We start from the raw sequence: 24,092 nt of genomic DNA on the forward strand, positions 1-24,092 counted from the left end.
CGGTATTCCTCCTTTTCTGGCAAACATGGGTGCTCCTAGTATCTGCAGCCAGATAGGCACCTATCCCGGCTTGGCGACATACAATGCGCCTAGAGAAGGTGTGCAAGGAGGCTGACCTGTATGGAGGAAAAAGAACTGCTTCAGGAGCAGTATGGATTCCAACTGCAAAATTATCGGGTGACGGGCGCCAGCAAAGTGCTCGAAACCGACCAGGGCTTGTATTACATGTTTGAAGCGCCGGCAGGGTATCGATACAAAAGCAAATTCATCGAGAAAGTGCGCAAGCATCTGGAGCAGCAAAAAGACATTCGGATGCTCAAGCTGGTCAAGACGACGGGCGGGCAGCCCCATTTTGTCGAGGATGAACAGCTATACTACTTGTATCGGGGAGTGCGCGAGTCGGTTCCGGAAAATTCGTTTTACGCCAGCGGACAGTCGTTGGCGCAGTTCCACCAGGCGACGAAAAATTTTTCCGGCGAAAAACTGTTCATCCCGTACAGCTCGCTTGGAAACTGGCCGAGTACGTGGAGACGGAAATTGCGGCATTACAACGAGTACCGCGATGAACTGGATGAGTCCGATGCCGAGTTGACGCCGATGGATGAGCTGCTTTTGACTTGCTACACGTACGTGCATCAGCTTGGGGAAATATCTGTGCAATACTTGCTGGAAGCGGGCTACGACAAAGTCGTGAAAGAAACGGCAGGACTTGGAAAAGTAGCCTACCAAAATTTTGATCAAGGGTATATGCTATGGAATGAGAAGGATGTACGCCTGATGGCGGGAGAATGGAACTGGGTTCTCGACATGCGGGCTCGCGATCTTGGGCAATGGCTGAAAGCCGAAACGAAGCGCAACGGTTGGAACGACGAAGCCGTGATTCACTTTTTGGACGGCTACAACAGTGTTGCGCCGTTGCTGACAGGAGAGTACGCCGTCATTTACGCCCTCATGCTCTACCCTGGCCGTTTTTTGAAGCTCGTGGAGTCGTACAAGGAGCTTCCGCTGGAGGAGCGGCAGGAAGTAAACGCGGAAGGCTGGCAATCCCAACTGGAAGACGAGCTTGCGAAAATGGAAGAAGGACTCCGGCGCTATCCCCGTCTGGTCGCAGATCATTATGGCGTCACCATTCCACAAATCGATTGGCTGTGGAGGCAAAACAATGAGCAAGCCACAAGTATTCGTCACGAGGAAACTGACCAATGAAGTCATAGCCATGCTGGAGACGGTAGCCGATGTGAAGCAATGGGAGGAGGACACTCCTGTGTCGCGCGAAAAGCTGCTCGAAGAGATCGAGCACGCCGATGCGGTGCTGACCATGCTGACGGAACGGGTGGACGAGGAGCTTTTGGCTCGTGCCAAAAAGCTGCGGATCGTCGCGAATATGGCTGTGGGCTATGACAATATCGATGTGCCTGCCTGCAAAAGACGCGGGATCGCGGTGACCAATACGCCAGATGTTTTGACGGAAGCGACCGCAGACCTGGCATTCGCCCTGCTGCTTGCGACTGGCCGGAGAGTGACGGAAGCCAACCGCTTTTTGCTCGCAGGCGAGTGGACGTCATGGAGCCCGTACTTGATGGCGGGACAAAGCGTGTACGGAGCTACGCTTGGCATTATCGGCATGGGGAGAATCGGGGAAGCGGTCGCACAGCGAGCAGCCGGGTTCAACATGCGCATTTTGTACCATAACCGCAATCGCAAGGAAGAGGCGGAGGCCAAGACGGGAGCGCGGCTGGTTGGGCTGGAGGAATTGCTTCAGGAAGCGGATTACGTCGTGCTACTGACGCCGCTGACAGCGGAAACGAAGCACCTGATGGGAGCGCATGAATTTTCCCTGATGAAAAAATCGGCGGTCTTCGTGAACGTTTCCCGTGGCGGAACCGTCGATGAAGCCGCTTTGTATCATGCTTTGACCACTGGACAGATTTGGGCGGCGGGGCTGGACGTATTTGTCCAGGAGCCAGTTCCGCTCGATCATCCGCTTTTGGCGCTGAAAAATGTGGTGGCGCTCCCGCACATTGGCAGTGCCACGATCCAGACGCGCAATGAGATGGCGTCGCTGGCCGCCGCCAATATTGTCGCTGTACTGAGTGGAAAGGAGCCGTTGACCGCTTTATGAGTACCGTGTTGATCATCGTGGCGAGCCTTTTGCTGCTGGGGATTCTGGCCGCTTCCGCCGTCGCTTTGCATGTGACGTGGCGCTTGACGCATCCGGTGCGCAAACCGATTGACATGAACCCGGAGGACTTCGGACTGGTGGCGGCGGAAGCGGTTGTTTTTCCCAGTCGGGAGACGAATATTTCGCTCTCGGGCTGGTATCATTCCGCTGCCCGAAACGGGCGCACGCCGAATGGCCGGACGCTGATTTTTGCCCATGGCTACAGCCAAAACAGGCAAGAGCCGCACCTTCCCGCTCTGGCGCTCGCAAGCAAACTCGTTCAGGCGGGCTACGATGTGTTGATGTTCGATTTTCGCAACAGCGGGGAGTCGACTCCGGCTTTGACTACAATCGGTTTGCGCGAGCAGCATGACTTGCTCGGCGCGATTGATTTTGTGGCGGCGAAGCATCCCGAACAAACCATTGGACTCGTCGGTTTCTCCATGGGGGCGGCGACTTCTTTGCTCGTCGGGGGAAGAGATGCGCGGATTGCGGCTGTGGTGGCGGACTCTCCCTTTTATTCGCTCAGCGAGTATTTGGAAGAAAATTTGCCGCAATGGACGGGCCTCCCGCGCTTTCCTTTCAACTGGCTGATCTTGACGCTGAGTCCGGTTTTTCTCAGGGCGAATCCGCGTCATGTCAAGCCTTTTGAGATCGTTCGCCAAGCGAAAAAGCCGATCCTGTTCATTCATGGCACGGGAGATCATACGGTGCCTGCGGAAAACAGCAAGCGGCTGCACGCTCTGGCAGAAGACGAGGATTCGCAAATTTGGCTGGTGCCGCACGCCGGGCACGTACGCAGCTTTGCTTTGATTCCCGACGAGTACGCAGAGCGGGTCATCGCCTTTTTGGAAAGAGGCATGGCGAAAACGGGGCAAAGTGGCAAGGCATCGATCTTGGGAAAATGAAAAAAGCAGCTACGCGTAAGCGGGTAGCTGCTTTCATGGCTGTGCGCCTGGATTAGAATACTTGTTGAACTTCCTTGATGCCTGGGATTTCTTCCACCAGTGCACGTTCAATCCCTGCTTTCAGGGTAATGGTGGACGAAGGGCAGCTGCCGCATGCACCCATCAGGCGCAGCTTTACGATGCCTTCTTCTACGTCAACGAGTTGTACGTCGCCACCGTCACGTTGCAGGTAAGGGCGCAGTTTATCGAGAACTTCTTGTACTTGATCCATCATATCCATGGTCGATTCACTCCTTTCCAACCTCTCCTTTATTATAATCGTACGCCGGTGATAAATCCATGGCTTACATGCCCTGTCGACACTTTCCTGGGAGAAGTATAATCAAAGTGGGCTGGCATGGACTTTTTGCAATAGCAGCATGTTATAATGAAAAAGCAAGTACTTCAACATAAGGAGTCAGATCTTCGTGAACGTATTTCGCAATGTGAAGGAACTGATTGGCAATACACCAATCGTCGAAATTACACAGTTTGAGCTTCCAGAAGGAGTGCGCTTGTTCGCCAAACTGGAATACTTTAACCCAGGTGGCAGCGTAAAAGACAGACTGGGCATGGAATTGATTCGCGCCGCTGAAGAGAGCGGCCAGCTGAAGCCAGGCGGCACCATTATCGAACCGACAGCAGGGAATACAGGGATTGGCGTAGCACTGGCCGCTGTAGGAACCGGCTATAAAGTCATTTTTTGCGTACCAGCCAAATTTTCCGAGGAAAAGCAAGAGTTGATGCGCGCACTGGGAGCCGAGGTTGTAAATACCCCGACTGAACTGGGGATCAAGGGAGCGATTGCCAAAGCACAAGAGCTGGCAGCATCGATTCCTGGCTCATTCGTGCCGCAGCAGTTCGCTAACCCGGCAAACCCTGACGCCCACTACAAGACGACAGGCCCTGAAATCTGGAGCCAGATGGACGGACAAGTAGACGTGTTCGTTGCAGGCGCCGGGTCTGGTGGTACGTTCATGGGGGCTGCCCGCTACCTGAAGGAGCAAAACCCGAACGTCAAAACCGTCATCGTGGAGCCAGAAGGTTCGATTTTGAACGGGGGAGAATCCGGTCCGCACAAAACGGAAGGGATCGGCATGGAATTTTTGCCGCCATTCATGGACACCAGCTATTTCAATGCGATTCACACGATTCTCGATGTGGAAGCATTTGATCTGGTCAAGCAGCTCGCAGCCAAAGAAGGCTTGCTCGTCGGAAGCTCTGCCGGAGCAGCGATGGCAGCAGCTTTGCGCGAAGCGAAAGAAGCAGCGCCGGGTACCAACATCGTCACGCTGTTTGCCGATGGCAGCGAACGCTATCTGAGCAAAAAAATCTACCAGGGGGGAATCTAAGATGCGCATTAAAACTCGTCTGATCCACGGCGGTATCGATGGAGATCCACATACAGGAGCGGTTTCCGTTCCGATTTACCAAGTGAGCACGTACAAACAGGAAGCGATTGGCGTGCACAAAGGCTTCGAATACTCCCGTACGGGCAACCCGACGCGTCACGCGCTGGAAACGTACATTGCCGAGATCGAAGGCGGAGCACGCGGCTTTGCTTTTGGCTCCGGGATGGCGGCTTTGTCCACGATTTTGTCTTTGTTCAGCAAAGGCGATCATCTTGTAGTGGGTGACGATGTGTACGGCGGTACATATCGCGTCGTAACCCGCGTATTTTCCCGTATGGGTCTGGAAGCAAGCTACGTCGACACGAGCAACCTGGAAGCGGTAGAGGCAGCCATTCGCCCGGAAACAAAGGCGATCATCATGGAAACGCCGACCAACCCATTGCTCAAAGTAAGCGACATCCGTGCGCTGGCAGACATCGCCAAAGCAAAAGGCGTGCTGCTCGTAGTCGACAACACGTTCATGACTCCATACTGGCAAAATCCGCTCGATCTGGGCGCAGACATCGTGTTCCACAGCGCAACGAAGTATTTGGGCGGACATAGCGATGTGGTCGCTGGTCTGGTCGTTGCAAAAGATGCGCAGCTTGGCGAAGACCTGCATTTCGTGCAAAATGCGATTGGCGGCGTCCTCGGCCCACAAGATTCCTGGCTGCTTCTGCGCGGGATGAAAACGCTCGGAATCCGCATGGAAGAGCATGAGCACAACGCCCGCACGATAGCAAAATGGCTGTCTGAGCGCAGCGACATCAAGCGTGTCATCTACCCTGGCTTGTCCAATCACTCCGGTCATGAGCTGATCCAAAAACAGGCTCGCGGCTTTGGCGGCATGATCTCCTTCGACGTTGGCAGCGCAGAGCGTGCCGATGAAGTTTTGGCGAAAGTGAAGTATTACACATTGGCAGAATCGCTCGGGGCAGTTGAAAGCCTGATCAGCGTGCCTGCTCGTATGACGCATGCTTCCATCCCGGCAGAACGCCGCGCCGAGTTGGGCATCACAGATGGACTGGTTCGCATTTCCGTGGGAATCGAAGATGTGCAAGACCTGATTGAAGATCTGGATCAGGCTCTGTCCTAAATCGCATAACGAATGCAACTCAGCTACGGACGGACTCGCGAGGAGGCGGATGAGATGAGTGTGGAAATCAAGGTATTCGGAACCGAACAGCTTTGCGCAAGCTGCGTCAATTTGCCATCTGCCAAAGAGACAGCAGAATGGTTGCAGGCTGCCCTTTCTCGCAAATACGGAAGCGACAGCATCCGCATCGTGTACAGCGACTTTCAACAGCCGCAGACAGACGATGACAAAAGCTGGGCGACACGCATCATTGAGGAAGATTTATGGTATCCGCTTGTCGTAATTTCCGGGGAAATTGTCGGCGAGGGAAATCCTAAGCTGAAAGATATTTACGAAAAGCTGGAAAGCATGGGGGTTGCCCCGGTAGCTGTCCAGACTGAGAGCGAATAAGCTATCGCCAAAAGCTCGACCAGTTGGATACAAGCCGATCAGATGAGAAGCATCTGGTCGGTTTTTTTATGTTGATATGTTACTTTCCATTTCCTTCCGCGTCCATATTGGTATGACATGAAAAAAGGATGATTTTGACCATGCAAAGAAAACAGTTTGTTTTTAGCCTGCTGACGTGTACGCTTTGTCTCTCGGCTGTGCCAGTTGTGTCACCCGCTCTGAATATCGCCGCAGCGGCTTCTCCTGCCTACAAAATCACATACAAGCTCCCGGCTAATCCAGAGAAGTATTTGTTTTTGAATGTGCAGATGGTTTCGCTTGCAAACCCGCAGACGCCTGCGACAGTGCGGGAGTATCCGATCAAACAGTATTTGGTTGACTCGACGGGGAATCTCGACCATTACAAATTGGAGTTTGACGACAACCGAAAGTTTGTCACATCCAAAAAAGGCTTCCTGTGGAACTTTTATCAAATGATCGGGATTTTTCCGCCTGCGTATCCAGAGGGTGGGAAACTTGCTGAACTGGATCGGCAAATCGATACTTTGGATGGCTATTCCCCTGAAGGGCTACAGGCGAGGAAGGCGCGTGCCGAGCTGGAGCTGAACGCCCGAATACAGCCACTCATCCATGCCGGGTATGTCAAAGCGGAGGAAATCGATGACGGGATTGCGACAAGGGAATTTGTAGCGACGGTGTTTTATCGTGCATTCAAAGATGTGCGTCCTTACCACGGAGGCATTGACCTGAAAGACTCGGAGAATGAAGCCGTGCGCTGGGCGGTGGAGAGTGGGCTGCCAGGTTTTCCCGTAGACAGCAAAGGATTTGTGTTCCCGCAGTCACCGCTCGATCTGGAACCAGGAGAGAAAAATTTCCCGGAGACGTATGCCTACGATCGTGTCTTTCAGTTTGTTCAGCTGATTTTGCCAGGGAAAAAGACAGCAAGCGGCTGGGCGTACTATCAAGTGAAGCTGCTGCCCGGAATGGCGCCTGTGCAGCCGCGGGAGATCATCTCGGTCAACGGCAAGCCTTTTGCAGAGGGAGCAGAGAACTACTCGATTGAACAGACGAACGAATACCAAAATGCCAGCAGAAAAATCGCCCAGCATTTCATTCAGCGCTTCCCGCAGTTGCTTGAGCAAGCGCGCAAAGATGCGATGAAGCCGCGCGTCTGGGATTGGAGCCGGGACGTGATCCACCATCCGACATTCGCCAAGCAGGTCGCCGCCTACCGCAAAAACAAGAGCAGCCAAAACTTGAACGCTGTGTATCAGGCGGTGCGAGCGCACTACAACCTGAGCATTCGCCAAGACTCGGCTGCGAATGTGAAAAGCGTGCTCGACAACGTCAAGTAAGCCGTGGCACAGGCGCTTTTTTGCCTGCGGGGAAGGGAACAGCGCGAGAAAGCGGCGCACTTTCTGCAACTGGTTGCCCACCCCTGCACAGAAAGTTTTTACCTCTTTGTTTTTGATTCGTAAACCGTTTGTAACGAAATGGAACGGGCTTCGTCCTATAGTTGTACATGAAGACAAGAACAACTTGGGAGGAAAAAACAATGAACAAAAAATGGATGAAGCCCGCTGCATTCCTCGTATTGGCAGGAGTAGTAGGAGTAGCAGGATTGAATATGGCAGGAACAAAAGTGGCTCACGCCGATTCGGAAAAAGGCAAGCTGTTCGCAGCGGCAGCAGACTTGAAGCTCGACAAAAACACGTACGTCATCGATGTAAAGTCCGCCGATGTGAACGGCGACAAGGTTGAAGATAAAGTATTTCTGGTTGGACAAAAAGAAAAGGCAGACGACATCTACGCTTCCAACATGAACATCGTCGTACAAGATGGCAAATCGAAAGCGTACAGCACAACAGACATCAAGGAGCTGGGCGGCTACGAAGGCGAACTGACTCTCGTCGACTTTACCGGAGATCACGTAGCAGATGCGTTTGTGAAAACCGCAACAGGCGGCAGCGGCGGCATTTACAGCCACGTTATTGCCACTTTCGCAAACAACAAGCCCGCTGTCATTTTTGGCGAAAAGGAAAACGAGGGCATCCGCTATGAAGGCAAGTTCGTGGATGGCTTTAAAGTAGAAGGCAAAGGCTCCAAGCTGGACAAGCCGCTGACCATTGACGTGAGCGCCAATCAGGACGTATATGTCGCAGCGAAGCTGTACGACAAAGCAGGCAAAGTGCAGGCAACCGGCGACGATGTAAACGTCTATTCGTATCCGTTCGGCTCGCTTACACCAATCGACATGGATGGAAACGGAACGTTTGAACTTGTAGGAGAACAGCGAATCGTGGGCATGAACAACACAGATACCGTCTCCCGCATCAACTCCGTATGGGGCTATCAGGGCGAGGGCAAATGGAATCCTTGGGAAGTGGAATACTCTACCTTCCTGATCAAGCATCCAGGCGAAGCGATCAACACGATGATCGGCAAATAACATACTTGCCTATGCTACAACAGAGGGGGTGCCTCCAAAGTCGATTTTCCGACCAGGAGACGCTCCTTTTTTCGTGTGACAAAACTGACAAAACGTAGGGAAACTGTGGTTCCGCTTTTAGGCTTTCTTGTTCGTCTTTTTGGGGCGGCCCCTCGCTGCTTTTTCCCGGCCAAGAGGTGTTGGTGTTCTATCGTCCAGCGGTCGCACATATCCTTCTTTGGAAGAGCCCAAATCAAGGAGGACGAGCCGATGGAACAGCTAATCGCCCGCTTTTATGAATTGAAAGAAATCCAGAAGCAGGTAGAGGATGAACTTGGCGCGCTGCGAAGCAAGCTGCTCGACGCTTACGCGGAAGCCGGAAGCGCCGAGGAAGGTGACTTCAAGCTGGTGATCAGCTACCAGGAGCGGCGAGACTACAGCGACGATCGCCTGTACAACTCTTTGCCCGACCCGTCTCTTTGGCGGCTCATGTCGCGGGCGGACACCGGGAAAATCGCCAGCCTGCTCAAGCTGAATGTGATTCACGAGAAGATACTGGAAGGCACATATGAGCAGAAAAAGGTGCCTGTGCTGCGGGTGCAGAAGTTGTGAGGGGGAATTTCCGTTAGGCAACAGCGAACGGTAAAAACAGTGTAATTTAAAAAGCGCACCATAAAAGGAACAGCAAAGCGGATAGGAGCTTATTCCAGCGCAATGAGCGTGTGAGAATAAGCTTTTTTTGTGTGGGCAAATAGGCGAGCGACGCTCTAGGCAGGGGTGCTCCCTCGACTTTCTTCTATAGCAATTCCTTATACCCATCCCCCTCCTCCCAACAAAAAAATGATACCCAATATAGATTGACAATTCTGATTTTTGTAAATAATATTGATTTAAATCGAATTACAGACATATTACGGAACGAAAAATGTCGAAAAGGCACTGCTTGACCGCTCATTAAATTGGGTTTTATTGCCAAATCCTTTTCTCTTTACGAATAGCAGACTAATTAAAGAACAAGTAGAAGGTGATTAATTGAACCTAACATTCGCTGTCATTGGTCCCAGGTTGCTAGTCGAAGATATTTGCACCGTGCTCGCGGAGTTTCCGCATATCGAACCGATCAGGCTCATTTACGATTCGGAAAAGAGTGTGCGGGAGCTGCTCCAGGAATGCATGGAAGTGTACGATGTCTACTTTTTCAGCGGCGATGTGCCGTTCCTTCTCTCCCAGGACCTGATCCCGCCCCATTCGTGCTCGATTTTCATCCCCTTCGAAGGAACTGATCTGTACAGAGCGATCTTCCAGATTTATCGCCACTATCACTTTTTCCCGACCATCAGCTTTGACGGCATTCCAGCCAAGCATTTGCAAGAGTTTTTTGACGAGATTGAAGCGAAAGGAGTGCATTGGTTCTCGAAAAACATGGACGGCTTCCAAAATTCGGAGGAGCTGTACGAGCATCATCTGACGCTATGGCAAGAGGGCAAGGCGCAAGTCGTTGCCACCAGCATTCACTCCGTCTACGAGCGCTTGAAGGGTGAGCACGTCCCGGTTTTTTTCATCAAAAGCACGAAGCAGCTCATTCGCGACACGATCAATAAAGCACTGTGGCTGGCGCGGGATCAGAAAAAGCAGCTGGCGCAAATTACGGTGCTGCAATTTCGGATCGAGCCTGCCGAGGGCGAACAGCTTGGCGATGCGCTCGACAAATATCAAAAGAAAGTGACGGAGTTCAGCAAACGGCTGTTTGCGTCGATGACGAGCGCCGATCCGGGGCAGTACACGCTGTATACCACGCGGGGGATCGTGGAAAAAGTGACCAAAGACTTTTCCAGCTTTCCCGTCCTGAAAAACAGCAGCGGAGAGCTGGGAACGATGAACTTGGGCATCGGCATGGGCGAGACAGTCGAGCGGGCTTTGTACAATGCCAATCGCGCCGTCGAATTTGCTTTTCGCAACCCGGGCAACAGCGCCTATCTCATCGACGACCAGATGAAGGTGCTCGGTCCGCTCGGCACGCGCAACACGCTCGATTATTCCCTCATCGGCGAAGAACGGGGCGATTTTGTCTCGACGTCGATTCGCAAGCTGTTTTCCTGGCTCCAGCTCATCCAGAAAAACGAGGTGACGACACGGGAAATTAGCGTCGGGATGAACACGGGGGAGCGCAATGCAGCGAGGATGGTGCAGAAGATGAAGGAAAAAGGCATAGCCGAAGTCATCGGCACGGAATCGATGAGTCAGCGGGGCAGGCCGAGGCCGATTTATCGTATTGATTTGCACAAGCTGTCTCTGGAAGTAAAAGTGCGGCACGACCCGAAAGACGTTTAAAAGGAGGTTTGAGATGGCTGGCTATATCGTGAAGCGGTTTTTTGCGAGCATATTGACGATGTTTGTCCTCATCACGATCACGTTTTTTCTGATGCACGCCGTGCCGGGAGGGCCTTTCAGCCCGGCGGAGGAACGGAAAGTGCCCAAAAGCGTCATGGAAAAGATGGAGGAAAAATTCGGCTTGAATGAACCACTGAGCGTCCAGTACGTGAATTACTTGAAAAGCATTGCCCAGGGCGATCTCGGCTTTTCCTTCAAGCAGTCCGATGTGACGGTGAATGAATTGATCTCACGCGGCTTCCCTGTCTCGGCAAAAGTCGGGCTGGTGGCGATCGTCGTAGCGCTCATCGTCGGGATGCTGCTTGGCATTACGTCAGCGATCAAGCGCGGAAAATGGGCGGATTGGGCATCGATGATCTTTGCCACAGTCGGCATCTCCATTCCGAATTTCGTCATTACCGTGCTGATGCTGTTTCTGTTCGCCGTTGTCCTGAAGCTTTTGCCTACTTACGGATTATCGAGCTGGAAGCATTACATTTTGCCTGTCATCGGTCTTGCCTTTGGCCCGATCGCTTATATCGCCAGGTTGATGCGTTCCAGCATGCTGGAAGTGATGCGCCAGGACTACATTTTGACAGCGCGGGCCAAAGGCGTCCCGGAATACCGCGTCATTTTCAAGCACGCACTGAAAAACGCGATTATCCCGATCGTCACGTATTTGGGGCCGCTGGTCGCCGCCTTGTTAACGGGGAGCTTCATCGTGGAGCGCGTGTTTTCCATCCCGGGCATCGGCAGGGACTTCGTGACGGGCATCAGCGACCGGGATTACTCGGTTATTTTGGGGCTGACCGTCTTTCTCGGGCTTTTCATCATCGTGGCAAACTTTATCGTGGACGTTTTGTACGCGATTATCGACCGGCGGGTAAAAATCGAGGAGTAGGTGATGACGAACATGAATTACGCCTGGAAGGGGAGCGAGGGGGCCAATCTGCGCGGAGACAGGGAGCAGGAGTGGGCGGATATTCCCGATGAGGATTTCGCCAGACTGGACGCTGGCACGATGCAAAGCGAGACGATCTCGCGTCCGAGCAAATCGTACTGGCAAGACGCGTGGAGCCGTTTTCGGAAAGACCCGCTGGCGATGATCGGTTTGTGCACGATTGTGGTCATTGCCGTTGCGGCGATCGTCGGCCCGCTGTTTTCCGCGTACACGTACGATGGACAGGATATTGCCAATCAAAATCAGGGGCCGTCTGCGGAGCATTGGTTCGGAACGGACAAATTCGGGCGGGACATTTTCGTGCGTGCCCTGTACGGTGCGCAAATCAGCCTGACGATCGGGGTAGCGGCTGCGGCGATCAATCTCGTAATCGGCGTTATTTACGGCGGAATCTCCGGCTATCTCGGCGGCAAGGTCGACATGGTGATGATGCGGATTGTCGACATCATGATCGGCGTGCCCGAGCTGCTGTACATTATTTTGCTGATGATGTTCCTCGGCAATACGATCGAGAGCATCCTGATTGCGATGTCGCTGACGTACTGGATCGGGACGGCGCGGATGGTTCGCTCCCAGGTTATCACGCTCAAGCATCAAGAGTTTGTGCTGGCGGCGCGGGCTACCGGCTCGTCCAACATGCGCATTTTGTTCAAGCATCTGATTCCGAACAGCATGGGCCCGATTATCGTGACCGTTACGTTTCTCGTGCCGTCGGCGATCTTCACGGAAGCGTTTCTCAGCTTTTTGGGGATCGGGATTCAAGTGCCGATGGCAAGCTGGGGCACGCTCGTCAACGATGCGATTCCGACTTTGTTTACCCAGCCGTATCAGATGCTGTTCCCGGCACTCGCGATCAGCATTACGATGTTCGCGCTGAACTTCATCGGCGACGGCTTGCGCGATGCGCTGGACCCAAGGCTAAAGAAATAAAGGCGGGTGATAACGTGAAATTGCTCCAGGTAGAGAACTTGAAAACGACATTTCACATCGACGCAGGACAGGTGCAAGCCGTCCGCGGGATTTCCTTTCACGTCGAAAAAGGCGAGTCCATCGGCATCGTGGGAGAATCCGGTTCGGGCAAAAGCGTGTCGATGCTCTCCCTTTTGAAGCTGCTGCCGGACAACGCCACATTGACAGCGGACAACATCTTGTTTGACGGCGCGCAGATGGTCAATACGAGTCAAAAAGCGATGCGCAAAATGCTCGGGCGCGACATTGGCATGATTTTTCAAGACCCGATGACGTCGCTGAATCCGCTGTTTACCGTCGGCGAGCAAATCATCGAGCCGCTGCGCATTCACCAAAAGCTGTCGAAGGAAGCAGCGCGGCAAAGAGCGATCGAGATTTTGCGCATGGTGGAAATCCCCAGTCCCGAAAAGCGATTGAAGCAGTATCCGCACGAATTTTCCGGCGGCATGCGGCAGCGCGTCATGATTGCCATCGCCCTGTCCTGTTCGCCCAAGCTGCTGATTGCCGACGAGCCGACGACCGCGCTCGATGTGACGATTCAGGCGCAAATCCTCGATCTGATGCGCGACTTGAAAGACAAGCTGAACGTCTCGATTGTGATGATTACGCACGATCTCGGTGTAATTGCCAACATGTGCAACCGGATCATCGTCATGTACGGCGGCACGATTGTTGAGCAAGGAACGACTCGCGAAATTTTTTACAAACCGCGCCATCCGTATACGTGGGGGCTGTTGCGTTCCATCCCGCAGTTTACGGAAGGGGAAAAGAAAAAGCTCATCTCCATCCCGGGCAGCCCGCCCGATTTGCTCCGCCCGCCTGCCGGATGTGCCTTCACGTCGCGCTGTCCGTACGCAATGAAAGTTTGCGAAAAGCAGCCGCCGCAGTCCGTCGCGCTGTCTGAAACCCACCAGGCCGCCTGTTGGCTGATGCATCCAAAAGCGGCCAACCATATGCGGGAGGTGATCGGCTAATGGCAAAGCCCGCTTCGGCGCTGGTAGAAGTGCGGAATTTGAAAAAGCATTTCGAGGTGCAAAAGAGCTTCCTCGGCCGCAGCTCTACGCTGCTCAAGGCAGTAGACGACGTCAGCTTTACGATTTTCAGAGGGGAGACATTCGGACTGGTCGGAGAATCCGGGTGCGGCAAATCGACGATCGGCAGAACACTGTTGAAGCTGTACGAGCCAACTGCTGGCGAGATCATTTTCGACGGCCAGCCAATCACCCGGCTCACGCACAAAGAAATGTTGCCCTACCGCAAAAAAATGCAAATGATTTTCCAAGACCCGTACGCTTCGCTCGACCCGCGCATGACGATCGCGCAGATTATCGGAGATCCGCTGGCGGTACATAACATTTATCGCGGAAAGGACCGAGTGGATCGGGTCAAGGAGCTGATCGAGCTGGTCGGATTGAAAGCGGATCACCTCAATCGGTATCCGCATGAATTTTCCGGGGGCCAGCGTCAGCGGATCGGGATCGCTCGCGCCCTGGCTGTCGAGCCGGAGTTCATTATTTGCGACGAGCCAATCTCTGCCCTGGACGTCTCGATTCAGGCGCAGGTCGTCAACATGCTGGAAGAGTTGCAGGAACGATTCGGGCTGACGTACTTGTTCGTCTCCCACGACTTGTCGATGGTTCGGCATATTTCCCACAAAGTCGGCGTCATGTACCTGGGGAGCCTGGTCGAATACGCGAGCGTGCACGATTTGTACACGAACATGCAGCATCCGTACACGCGGGCGTTGTTGTCTGCGGTACCGATTGCCGACCCGGACACGGCAGAAGGGAGCGAGCGCATCCACCTCCAGGGTGATGTGCCCAGCCCGTTGAATCCACCGAGCGGCTGTGCGTTTCGGACACGTTGCCCACATGCGCTGCACCGCTGCGCAGAAGAGAAGCCTGCTTTAAAAGACAGCGGCAACGGCCACCTCGTTGCTTGCCATTTGCTCGATTGACAGTCTTTTCGCCATCTTTTCGCTTTTCACCAGCGAGATATGAATGCCGTGTTTTCGGACGGCTCATATAAATGCAAAAAATGGGGGGACGAGTATGAAAAAGAGGTTGGGCATCGTTTTGGCGGCGCTACTTGCGATCACATCAGTCACAGCCGGATGTAGCAGCTCAGGCACGGCACCGCAGGGAGAGAATCAAGGACAGCAGACGGCGCCGAAAGCGGAGGGCGAGAAGCCTGCTGCCGAGCAAAAAATCATTTATGCGTTGAGCAAAGAGCCGGAGGAGATGGACCCGACGCTGAACGTGTACGCGCGCTCGTCCATCGTGTTGCAAAACTTGTTCCGCGGTCTTTATAAAATCGATGAATCCGGGAAAAAGCCCGTGCCGTCGCTTGCCGAAGGGTATGAGCTGGATGCGACAGGCACCAAGTACACTTTTAAAATCGACAAAAATGCCAAATGGTCTGACGGAAAGCCCGTAACCGCCCAAGACTTCGAGTATTCCTGGAAGCGTGTGCTCAATCCGGACGTCGCTTCCGGCGCGGCTTTTTACTTGTACTACATCAAAAACGGCAAGGCGTACAACGAAAAGCAAGCGAAAGCAGAAGATGTCGGCGTCAAGGCCGTCGATGAAAGCACGCTGGAAGTAACGCTGGAAAATCCGACTCCGTACTTCCTGGAGCTGTTGTGCGTTACCGCCTACTACCCGGTGCGTCAGGACGTAGTGGAAAAAGAAGGCTGGACCAAATCGCCCGAGACGTATTTGACGACAGGACCGTTCATGCTGACAGAGCTTCGCCCGAAAGAAAAATACGTCCTGAAGAAAAATCCGAACTACCTCGAAGCGGATAAAGTGAAGCTGGATACGCTGGAAATCGTGTTCATCGAGTCCACCGAAGCAGAGCTTGCCGCCTATACGAACGGCGAGATTCAAGTGTCCGACAACATCAGCCCGGAAGGCATGAAGCAGTATCAAAGCACGCCTGATTTTTTCTCTGTTCCCCGGATCGGCATGCAATATTTTGATTTCAACGCATCCAAAAAGCCGTTTGATGACGCGAAAGTCCGCAAAGCATTCAGCATCTCGATCAATCGCGACCAGATCATCAAAAATATCGTGCAGTCTGTAGAGAAGCCTGCTTTCGGCATGGTGCCGTACGGAATCCCGGATGGGGTGCAAAAAGACAAGGAATACCGCGATGTCGTCGGCAACGTATTCAGCGAAAACGTCGACGAGGCGAAAAAACTGCTCGCCGAAGCAGGGTATCCGAACGGGCAAGGCATCCCGGAAATTACGATGATCGTCATGGCGAGCCAGTCGGACAAAGACATCGCCCAAGCGCTGCAAAGCATGTGGAAGCAAAATTTGGGAGTAGATGTCAACATCCAGACGTTTGAATCGAAAGTGTATTGGGACGAGATTGAAAACGGCAATTTCCACATCGCTTCTGACGGTTGGACAGGAGACTACCCGGACCCGATGACGAACCTCGACATCTTTGAAGGCGTGAATACAGCCGACGACCTGAGATGGAACAGCGCCGAATACGACCGTTTGCTGGAAGAAAACCGCAAAATCTCCGATCAGGCAAAACGGATGGAAAACTTCGCGAAGGCGGAAAAAATCTTGGCCGACGAAATGCCGCTGATGCCGATTCGCTTCTTTGAAGATCAGTTCCTGGCGAAGCCGAATGTCAAAGGCGTGCTGAAAAACTACATCGGTCACACCATTTTTGAATATGCGCATGTAGAATAACATTTCAACGGGGAAAGGGCCGGTAAGTGGAAGCTTGTCGGCCCTGCCTCACGAGGGAGCCATGAAGATGAAGCCGATTATCGGTTTGACCACATTTTTGTCCGAACAGTCGAAGTACAGTACGGTAAGCCGAAACTACGTCGACTCGATTTACGCTGCGGGAGGCGTGCCGATCACGATTCCGATCGTAGAGGACAAGACAGATTATAGCGAGTACATAGACTTGGTAGACGGCATTTTGTTCACGGGCGGCAACGATATCGCGCCGTACTATTTTGGCGAAAATCCGCTGAAAGAGCTGCACTCGATGTCCTCGATCCGCGACGAATACGAACTCTCGCTTTTTCGCAAAGCGTATGAGAAAAACGTGCCGATTTTCGGGATTTGCCGGGGCATCCAACTGATCAATGTCGCGCTGGGAGGCAGTCTCTATCAGGACATCTACAGCCAAATTCCCGGCGCTTTGGGGCACTCGCCGACGCAAACAGCTTCCGATGAACTGTACCATTCCATTCAAATCAGCAAACATACGCAACTGTATGATATCTTTGGAGAAGAGCGAATTTTCACCAATTCTTTCCATCACCAATCGGTCAAACAACTGGGAAAAAACCTGATCGCGACGGCATTTTCCGAGGATGGGATCGTGGAGGCGCTCGAAAGCACGGAAGAGCGGTTTTTGCTGGGGGTTCAATGGCACCCGGAATGCATGACCAAACGACACCCGATGTTTCTGAAGCTGTTTTCTGCGTTTATTCAAGCATCGCTTGTCCACAAACAAAAGGAGGTATCGGCATGAAACTGTTTATCAGCGCGGATTTGGAAGGAGTAGCAGGCATCGTCAACTGGACGGAAGCCGACATCGAAAGCTCGTTTTCCAAATACTTTACCGAACAGATGACGAAAGAAGTGAATGCAGCCTGTGAAGCGGCGATTGCGGCGGGGGCAACGGACATTCTCGTAAAAGACGCGCACAGCACGGCGCGCAACCTCGATCCGTCCAAACTGCCTGAGCAGGTGAAAATTTTGCGGGGCTGGACGCGCGATCCGTATTCGATGATGGCAGGGCTAGATGAGAGCTATGATGGCGTTTTGTTTATCGGCTACCACGCGGCGGCGGGGGCGAACGGCAACCCGCTGGCGCATACCATGAACATGCAAAACGAGTATGTCAAAATCAACGGAGAAATCGCCAGCGAGCTGCTGATCAACGTCTACATCGCCGCTTCCATGGGTGTGCCTGCGTTGCTGGTCACCGGAGACAAAATGATTTGCGAAGAAGCGCAGACGATCAACCCGCACATCAAGACGGTTCCCGTCAATGAAGGCATCGGCAACGCGGCTATCTCGATTCATCCGAATGTCGCTCTGCGACAAATCAAGGAACAGGTTCAAGCTGTAGTTGCCGATGACTTGTCCAAATACAAGGTGCAACTGCCGGAAACGTTTCATGTCGAGATCGCTTTCCGCGAGCATTATTTGGCTTATCGCGGCTCTTTCTATCCAGGAGCCAAGCAGACGGGCGCCAAGACCGTCGAATTTGCGGCGGACGACTACATGGAAGTGTTGCGCTTTTTGTTTTTTGTTTTGTAAAACGTTGAAAACGAGCTGTTCCGGAGGCTTTGCGCCTAGCGGGACAGCTCGCTGATTCCTTTCCACGCCTGGCTCAACCGTTTGATGCCCTCCTCCATTTTGCTCTCATCCATCCCGGCAAAACCCATATAAATACGCGGATACTCTGACGCAGGCGGAGTCATCCACAGCTCGCTGACATCGTACACCTGCACACCGTTTTCCGCTGCCCGTTTTACCAGAGACGAAGCTGGCTCGCGCGTTTTCACCGTCAACTGGACATGCAGACCTGCATTGTGGCCGGAAATGGTGACGAGCTCGCCCAAATGAGCGTGAAGCAGCTCGATGAACCGATGATGCGCTTTTGCATATGTACGCCTGATCCGGCGAATATGACGGTACCAGTGGCCTTGTTCCATGAAAGCTTGCATGGCCCATTGATCGATCCTTGAAGGCCCCTGATACAAATATTGAATGCTTGGAAGTTTGCGGGCAAGCTCAGCGGGCAGCACCATGTAGCTCATGCGAAGCGCAGGAGAGAATACTTTGGAAAAAGTGCCCAGATAGACGACCCTTCCGGCGTGATCCAGCCCTTGCAGGGAAGGAATCGGCTTGCCGACATAGCGAAATTCGCCGTCGTAGTCATCCTCGATGATGAAGGCTTCGCTGGTGCGCGCCCATTGCAGCAAACGTTCCCGCTCCGGGTACGGGATGATGCTCCCCGTGGGAAATTGATGAGAAGGGGTAATATAGACGACTTGTGCCTGGGAGCGAGCGACTTCGTCCAGAGAGATCCCTTTTTCATCGACGCCGATCGGTGTGACCCGATAGCCGCTTTGCAAAAAATGGTCGCGAACAGGGGCATAGCCAGGCTCCTCAAACGCGATATGATTCACACCTTGCAGGAGCTTGATCAAAATGGCGATGCTGTATTGAATCCCGGAGCTTACGACAATTTGTTCAGGGATGCAGCGAACCCCTCTTGAATGGCGCAAATAGGACGCGAGAACGGTACGAAACGAAAGCTCGCCCTGTGGATCGCCATAACTGCAAATTTTGTGTTGGGCATGATCCAGCGCATGGTGCAGCATCTTTCGCCAAAGGCGAAAAGGGAAGGTCTGTTCATGAATGGCTGAAGGGCGAAAATCGATCAGGGCGGAAGCAACTCCGGGCGCGAAAGGCAGCGATGACAGGTCTTTTTGGTCAACCATCTGTCTCGTTTGTGTCTGGGGCGGCTCTAACTGGAACGGACTGGCTACATACAGACCGGAGCGGGGCCTGCTGATCACATAGCCTTCTGTCACCAGCATCTGGTAGGCGGTTTCGACCGTCGTTTTACTGATGTGCATATGCTGCTGAAGCGATCGGATCGAAGGCAAGCGGGAGCCGTACGGCAAATCGCCGTTTTTAATCTGGTCGCGTATTTGCGTGTACACCTGTATGTACTGTGGCTCGGGAGCGTGACTGTTGATGGAAAGAGAAAGCATCTGACGACAAGCTCCTTTCGCATCTGTCTTTAAAAAATACTTCGAAACTGTCTCTTTTTGCAGGGGCAGTTCTAGTATAAATTGAGGGAGGATTCCCTTCAACAAAAAAGGGAGGAAGAAAGCTGGAGCGGAGGATGACCGATGATATTGACGAGAGAAGAACAAAAAGCGTATGTAAAACGTCTGGGCATAGCGGATATTTCAGCTCCGACCAAATCGTACTTGTTTGAACTGCAAAAAGCGCATGTACACAAGCTGCCCTGGCAGACGCTCGATATTTTTGCGGGAAAGCCAACCACTATCGAGCCGCGTGAAACCGTCCAGATGGTGATAGCAGGCCGGAGCGGTTATTGCTTTCATCTAAACGGGGCGTTTGCTGCGTTGCTTCGTTCGTTGGGATATAAAGTTTCCATGCATCGGGCAGGTGTTCAGCCGCTGGGAGAATCGCCGCGGGTCAACTCGTTCCACCTCGGTTTGACCGTCCAACTCACAAATGATGCGGGAGAAGAGGAAAACTGGCTGGTCGATGTCGGCCTCGGAGACATGCCTGTGGAACCGTTGCCGATGCGCTTTGGCGTCTATGAGCAAACTCCGTACACCCACAAGCTCCTGCCGTCGAGTGTTGCGGCTGGGGGATGGCGTCTGGATCACGACCCCGAGGCCAATTTTGCCGGAGTAGACTTTGCTCCCGAAGTTGTCGAGGACATTCGTGTATTCCAGCCCAATCACGAGCATTACTGTCATTCCGCTGATTCTCCGTGGATCAATCTGTTTCTCATCCGAAACCGGAGCGAGCAGGCGTCCAACGAGCTGCGGGGGTGCATCTGGCGAAAGCATGACAAAGACGGCATCCGCAAGATGGAGATCGAATCGAAAGCCATGTGGCTCGAATTGCTGGGAGACATGTTTGGCGAGCATCTCGTTCGTTACAACAGTCTGGAACGGGACGCGATTTGGCAAAAAGTGTGCGCGAAGCATGAAGAGTGGAAAAGGGCGCAGGAGCGAGAGGCTGGGCGGACGGAGACGACTATGTAAGCAACACGAATACGGCATCCGAAATCCCCTGCCTATCCTCGATCATAGCCCCACACCCCATCGTAATCAATGTTTCTTGACCAATCAGGCGGCACATCGTTTGGATACGTTCATTCATTTGAACATTCACGCCTTTTCAGCATGCATGACACAAAAAGAAAACCTGTTTGACCAACTGGCCAACAGGCTTGCATGTTATCCCATATGTTTTTTGTACATCCAGAGCTGACCGCTTTTGATGACGCGTGCCATCTGGCCGACCAGAGACATTTTCCCCATGCTGGCAAAGCCCTCTTTTTTGCCGAGGGAGCCGAGGAAGCCCTTGTGCTTGAGCGCTGGCAGCGAGGCAGGGTATTCTTCGCCCTTAATGTCTTTTTTCAGCATCATGGCGATTTGGTCACCTTGAATCTCGGCTGTCTGGGCGCTCGGCGCAATGATCGTGCTCGCACAGTCGCCTACGACGTAAACGTTTGTATGGGTAGGAATCTGGTGATACTGATTTAACTTGGCGCGTCCGATGTTGTCTGTCTCAATCGGCAGGGAGCGAATGATGCGATTGGCCTGAATACCGGCTGTCCACACGATGACATCGCTTTGAACCGGCTGGTTGTGGTTGTACACCACTCCCGGTTCGATTCCTGTTACACAAGCCATGGAGACAAGCTGAACCTCATGCTCGATAAACCATTGGGAAGCGTATTCCTGCAATTTTTTCGGGAATGGGCTCAAAATGCTTGGGCCGCGGTCGATGATGCGCACGTTCAGGTCGGGACGGCTTTCGCGCAGTTCTGCTGCCATTTCCACACCGGAAAGTCCACCACCCACAACGGTAACCGTACCATATGGATTCACATTATTGATTGCCATGTATGTGTTGCGGGTAGCTCCCATGGATTGGATCGAGCAAGTAAACTGCTCTGCACCAGGTATGTCATGGTAGCGATCCTCACAGCCCAATCCGATGACGAGCCAATCGTACGAGAGGGCGTCCCCGTTTGCAAAATTGACGACCTGCTCGTCCAAATCCACTTCGCTGACTTCGCCGTATTTGACAGTCAGGCGCGGATCGTTTGGAAAATTAACTCGCAAGTGAGATTCTGGCGTAGTACCTGCTGCCAGAGCGTAGTACTCCGTTTTCAAGCCGTGAAACGGCATACGGTCTACGAGGGTAATAAACACGTCGTCTGGTAAATCAGGGGACAGGACTCGCTCGATAATACGAAGACCCCCGTATCCTCCACCAAGGATCACAAGTCGTTTCATAGAAGGTCTAGTCCTTTCTTCTGTCCGTTTTTTACAGCACCCATTCTATTTTTAGTCTCTTTCCGTAAAAATGCAAGCAGAATCTTTTTCCCGTTTTCTCCGCTGGATTTTTGCAAAAGTCGCGGTACAATAAAGTACGTGACGATGTTGGAATAATCGGTAGGTGAAGATAGATGAAACCTTTGGTAGAATTTTGCGCGAGCAACGTATCTTCCTACACACAGCCTGTCGTGGACGCTCTGGAAAACGACCCCGAGCTGGACGTCGATGTTCTTGAATACGGCTGTCTCGGCTATTGCGGAGAGTGCTACATGGAGCCGTTTGCCCTGGTAAACGGAACGCTTTTGCAAGCTCCGTCGGCCGATGAATTGCTTGTAAAAATCAAGAACTACTTGCGGGAGGAAGAAGAGCTGCTGAATGCAGACTTTCCTCTATAAGCTGTTTTCTTAGGATGTTCATTGAAGCCCGCGAAAAAACGCGTGTGTACGGAAATAAAAAAGAAGCTGATGTCCCACGACGCGACGGTCGGGCATCAGCTTCTTGCCGTTTTTAGTGTTCTTTGATGACGTTGTAGAACGTATCGCGTTCCAGGGCGCGTTTGCCAGCGCCTTTGATCAGCCAGACAAGCTCGTCAACCGTCAAGGCTTGCTGGGTGAGTGCTCCGGCCGAGTGGCTGATGCGCTCTTCAATCAAAGTGCCGTGCGCATCGGAAATCCCCATAGTCAGCGACAGTTGCGTCAGCTGTGTACCGATATTAATGAAGTAAGCTTTGATGTGCTGGAAATTGTCCAGCATGAGGCGGCTGATTGCCATTGTTTTCAGGTCGTCGATGGCAGAGTTGCGGCGTTTGATGCCGGCAGTTGCCTTGATCGGCTGAACAGCGAGCGGGATGAATACCATGAAGCCGTTTGTATCGTCTTGCAGCTCGCGGAGGCGCAGCATGTGAATGACGCGCTCTTCCAAAGTTTCGATGGAGCCGTACAGCATGGTTGTATGTGTCCGGAAGCCAAGCTCATGAGCGGTGCGGTGAACTTGCAGGTACATGTCTGTGCTCGCTTTTTCCGGGCTCATTTTCATCCGGTAGCGCTCTGTCAAAATTTCGGCGCCGCCGCCAGTCAGCGTTTCCAGACCTGCTTTTTTCAGTTCGAGCAAAACTTCGCGAATGGACAGACCGGAGATGCGGGAGAAAAACTCGATCTCTGCACCTGTGTAGGCTTTCATGGTGACATCCGGGTAAGCTTGCTTCAGGATGCGCACGTTGTCGAGATAGTATTCAAACGGCTTGTGCTGATTGTGGCCGCCCACGATGTGAAATTCACGAATCCCTGGATGAAAGCGGGTTTCAACATAATGAAGCAATTCTTCTTTGCTCATTGTGTATGCGCCCTCGTCGCCTTCATCACGACGGAATCCGCAAAATCTACAGTGAGCTTCGCAAACGTTTGTCGGATTGATGTACATGTTTTGCAAAAAGTAGACTTTATCTTCGTTTTTGCGGTAATTGACGACATTTGCCAATTGTCCGATCGTCAAAAGATCGTTGGAGTTAAAGAGAGTAACGCCGTCTTCCAAAGTGAGGCGTTCGCCGTGCATGACTTTTTCCGCGATTCCGGCGAGCGATTTGTCTTGGATGGCAATGGTTTCAAGCGCCATTCCAAACACTTCCTTTCTAGGTCGAGTGGTAAGGGATAAGAGCTGTTCGTCCAGGCCATGCCCAATCAGAAACGTTCCTTGGGGGTGGAGAAAGCTCAATAAAAAGGGAAAATCTCGGGCAACAAGGCATCTATATTATAAACCTGTTAGTATGTACGAACAATAAGATAAGTTCTCCAACTGTTTGCTGTAAAATTCTAACATTTATCGCCATATTTTTGTTGCATTTTTGGGGGAATGTGGGAAATTTTGTTTGCGAAATGATGGCCGTTCTTGTAAAATATAGTAAGAAAGCCTGATCTACTATTAGGAGGAGCTTCATAATGCGGGACGTTTTGCTCGAAAAAATCGAACTCCTTCGACAGCGTATGGTAATTATGGGGTTAGAGGTTGGGTTGGATCATCCAGAAGTCCTAGAATACAGTATGCAAATTGATCAACTACACAACGAACTGAACCAGATAGATCATAATCTGTCTAAGGTAGGCCGAAAGAAGACGTATCGTTTTTATTTAACCGAGAACAATGCTTTTTTTGCATAAGGAGGGGGAGCCCTTCTTTTTTGTTTGCCTTTTTCCAGCAGTATGAGCGCCCGAAGTGCAGGGGAACCTTGTGAGAAGGGTTGCATCTTTTGTATACTGAACATATAGAAAGGGTAA

Annotated in this window: 24 protein-coding genes; 20 read left to right on the forward strand and 4 right to left on the reverse strand. The window is 52.5% G+C overall.

What is annotated here, in order from left to right:
• Positions 1-120: 120 nt before the first annotated feature.
• The 3 genes from IRJ17_RS09805 to IRJ17_RS09815 are packed head-to-tail and all read left to right on the forward strand — an operon-like array spanning position 121 to position 3,069.
• Complete coding sequence (locus tag IRJ17_RS09805; RefSeq protein ID WP_173596753.1) at positions 121-1,206, forward strand: protein kinase family protein; 1,086 nt, start codon at positions 121-123, stop codon at positions 1,204-1,206.
• On the forward strand, positions 1,163-2,122 hold the full coding sequence (locus IRJ17_RS09810) for a 2-hydroxyacid dehydrogenase (protein ID WP_173596754.1): 960 nt from the start codon (positions 1,163-1,165) through the stop codon (positions 2,120-2,122). The genes IRJ17_RS09805 and IRJ17_RS09810 overlap by 44 nt, the downstream gene beginning before the upstream one ends.
• The gene (locus IRJ17_RS09815) at positions 2,119-3,069 is read left to right on the forward strand and encodes an alpha/beta hydrolase (protein ID WP_173596755.1); all 951 of its coding nucleotides are present in this window, start codon (positions 2,119-2,121) and stop codon (positions 3,067-3,069) included. The genes IRJ17_RS09810 and IRJ17_RS09815 overlap by 4 nt, the downstream gene beginning before the upstream one ends.
• A 52-nt stretch (positions 3,070-3,121) precedes the next feature.
• Here IRJ17_RS09815 and IRJ17_RS09820 read toward each other — a convergent pair whose 3' ends face one another.
• Positions 3,122-3,343: a NifU family protein gene (locus IRJ17_RS09820; protein WP_122964743.1), complete on the reverse strand. Its 222-nt coding sequence runs from the start codon at positions 3,341-3,343 to the stop codon at positions 3,122-3,124.
• A 193-nt stretch (positions 3,344-3,536) separates the two neighbouring features.
• On the opposite strand from IRJ17_RS09820, the gene cysK reads away from it, so the two are divergent.
• From cysK to IRJ17_RS09890, 14 genes are all read left to right on the forward strand, one after another.
• A complete protein-coding gene (cysK, locus tag IRJ17_RS09825) occupies positions 3,537-4,460 on the forward strand; it encodes a cysteine synthase A (protein ID WP_063227383.1) in 924 nt (307 codons plus the stop codon).
• A 1-nt stretch (position 4,461) separates the two neighbouring features.
• Positions 4,462-5,595 (forward strand): bifunctional cystathionine gamma-lyase/homocysteine desulfhydrase, encoded by a 1,134-nt coding sequence (locus tag IRJ17_RS09830; protein ID WP_063227384.1) that lies wholly within the window; start codon positions 4,462-4,464, stop codon positions 5,593-5,595.
• Between the two features lie 54 nt (positions 5,596-5,649).
• Positions 5,650-5,985, forward strand: a complete 336-nt coding sequence (locus tag IRJ17_RS09835; RefSeq protein ID WP_063227385.1) for a YuzD family protein — start codon at positions 5,650-5,652, stop codon at positions 5,983-5,985.
• Positions 5,986-6,125: 140 nt separating this feature from the next.
• The gene (locus IRJ17_RS09840; protein ID WP_242774479.1) at positions 6,126-7,340 is read left to right on the forward strand and encodes a hypothetical protein; all 1,215 of its coding nucleotides are present in this window, start codon (positions 6,126-6,128) and stop codon (positions 7,338-7,340) included.
• A 200-nt stretch (positions 7,341-7,540) separates the two neighbouring features.
• The gene (locus tag IRJ17_RS09845; RefSeq protein WP_122964513.1) at positions 7,541-8,434 is read left to right on the forward strand and encodes a hypothetical protein; all 894 of its coding nucleotides are present in this window, start codon (positions 7,541-7,543) and stop codon (positions 8,432-8,434) included.
• A gap of 249 nt (positions 8,435-8,683) precedes the next feature.
• Positions 8,684-9,025 (forward strand): hypothetical protein, encoded by a 342-nt coding sequence (locus tag IRJ17_RS09850; RefSeq protein ID WP_122964514.1) that lies wholly within the window; start codon positions 8,684-8,686, stop codon positions 9,023-9,025.
• Between the two features lie 420 nt (positions 9,026-9,445).
• A complete protein-coding gene (locus tag IRJ17_RS09855) occupies positions 9,446-10,744 on the forward strand; it encodes a hypothetical protein (RefSeq protein ID WP_141254219.1) in 1,299 nt (432 codons plus the stop codon).
• 13 nt (positions 10,745-10,757) lie between these two features.
• On the forward strand, positions 10,758-11,684 hold the full coding sequence (locus IRJ17_RS09860) for an ABC transporter permease (protein WP_122964516.1): 927 nt from the start codon (positions 10,758-10,760) through the stop codon (positions 11,682-11,684).
• Positions 11,685-11,804: 120 nt separating this feature from the next.
• On the forward strand, positions 11,805-12,674 hold the full coding sequence (locus IRJ17_RS09865; RefSeq protein ID WP_122964744.1) for an ABC transporter permease: 870 nt from the start codon (positions 11,805-11,807) through the stop codon (positions 12,672-12,674).
• A 14-nt stretch (positions 12,675-12,688) separates the two neighbouring features.
• The gene (locus IRJ17_RS09870) at positions 12,689-13,687 is read left to right on the forward strand and encodes an ABC transporter ATP-binding protein (protein WP_122964517.1); all 999 of its coding nucleotides are present in this window, start codon (positions 12,689-12,691) and stop codon (positions 13,685-13,687) included.
• Positions 13,687-14,670: an ABC transporter ATP-binding protein gene (locus IRJ17_RS09875; protein ID WP_063227392.1), complete on the forward strand. Its 984-nt coding sequence runs from the start codon at positions 13,687-13,689 to the stop codon at positions 14,668-14,670. Before IRJ17_RS09870 ends, IRJ17_RS09875 begins: the two co-directional genes overlap by 1 nt.
• A gap of 94 nt (positions 14,671-14,764) precedes the next feature.
• Positions 14,765-16,423, forward strand: coding sequence for a peptide ABC transporter substrate-binding protein (locus IRJ17_RS09880; protein ID WP_122964518.1), 1,659 nt, complete (start codon positions 14,765-14,767; stop codon positions 16,421-16,423).
• A gap of 67 nt (positions 16,424-16,490) precedes the next feature.
• Positions 16,491-17,222, forward strand: a complete 732-nt coding sequence (locus IRJ17_RS09885; RefSeq protein ID WP_122964519.1) for a gamma-glutamyl-gamma-aminobutyrate hydrolase family protein — start codon at positions 16,491-16,493, stop codon at positions 17,220-17,222.
• The gene (locus tag IRJ17_RS09890; protein ID WP_173599622.1) at positions 17,219-18,016 is read left to right on the forward strand and encodes a M55 family metallopeptidase; all 798 of its coding nucleotides are present in this window, start codon (positions 17,219-17,221) and stop codon (positions 18,014-18,016) included. The genes IRJ17_RS09885 and IRJ17_RS09890 overlap by 4 nt, the downstream gene beginning before the upstream one ends.
• 35 nt (positions 18,017-18,051) lie before the next feature.
• On the opposite strand, the gene pdxR is transcribed toward IRJ17_RS09890, so the two are convergent.
• Complete coding sequence (pdxR, locus tag IRJ17_RS09895; RefSeq protein WP_242774481.1) at positions 18,052-19,482, reverse strand: MocR-like pyridoxine biosynthesis transcription factor PdxR; 1,431 nt, start codon at positions 19,480-19,482, stop codon at positions 18,052-18,054.
• A 141-nt stretch (positions 19,483-19,623) separates the two neighbouring features.
• Between pdxR and IRJ17_RS09900 the strand changes: the two genes are divergently transcribed.
• Entirely contained in the window at positions 19,624-20,517 is an 894-nt protein-coding gene (locus IRJ17_RS09900; protein ID WP_242774483.1) for an arylamine N-acetyltransferase family protein, read from the forward strand.
• 195 nt (positions 20,518-20,712) lie between these two features.
• Here the strand turns inward: IRJ17_RS09900 and IRJ17_RS09905 are convergent, their stop codons facing one another.
• On the reverse strand, positions 20,713-21,780 hold the full coding sequence (locus IRJ17_RS09905; protein WP_122964523.1) for an NAD(P)/FAD-dependent oxidoreductase: 1,068 nt from the start codon (positions 21,778-21,780) through the stop codon (positions 20,713-20,715).
• Positions 21,781-21,953: 173 nt separating this feature from the next.
• Here IRJ17_RS09905 and IRJ17_RS09910 point away from each other — a divergent pair, with 173 nt between their 5' ends.
• Positions 21,954-22,217, forward strand: coding sequence for a DUF1450 domain-containing protein (locus IRJ17_RS09910; RefSeq protein ID WP_173596760.1), 264 nt, complete (start codon positions 21,954-21,956; stop codon positions 22,215-22,217).
• A 112-nt stretch (positions 22,218-22,329) separates the two neighbouring features.
• Here IRJ17_RS09910 and mqnE read toward each other — a convergent pair whose 3' ends face one another.
• A complete protein-coding gene (gene mqnE / locus IRJ17_RS09915; protein ID WP_173596761.1) occupies positions 22,330-23,433 on the reverse strand; it encodes an aminofutalosine synthase MqnE in 1,104 nt (367 codons plus the stop codon).
• A gap of 377 nt (positions 23,434-23,810) precedes the next feature.
• Between mqnE and IRJ17_RS09920 the strand changes: the two genes are divergently transcribed.
• On the forward strand, positions 23,811-23,975 hold the full coding sequence (locus IRJ17_RS09920; RefSeq protein ID WP_229049968.1) for an aspartyl-phosphate phosphatase Spo0E family protein: 165 nt from the start codon (positions 23,811-23,813) through the stop codon (positions 23,973-23,975).
• Positions 23,976-24,092 lie beyond the last annotated feature (117 nt).

Origin of the sequence: Brevibacillus parabrevis (assembly GCF_022701015.1) — a bacterium.
In the GTDB taxonomy this organism is placed as follows: Bacteria; Bacillota; Bacilli; order Brevibacillales; family Brevibacillaceae; genus Brevibacillus; species Brevibacillus parabrevis.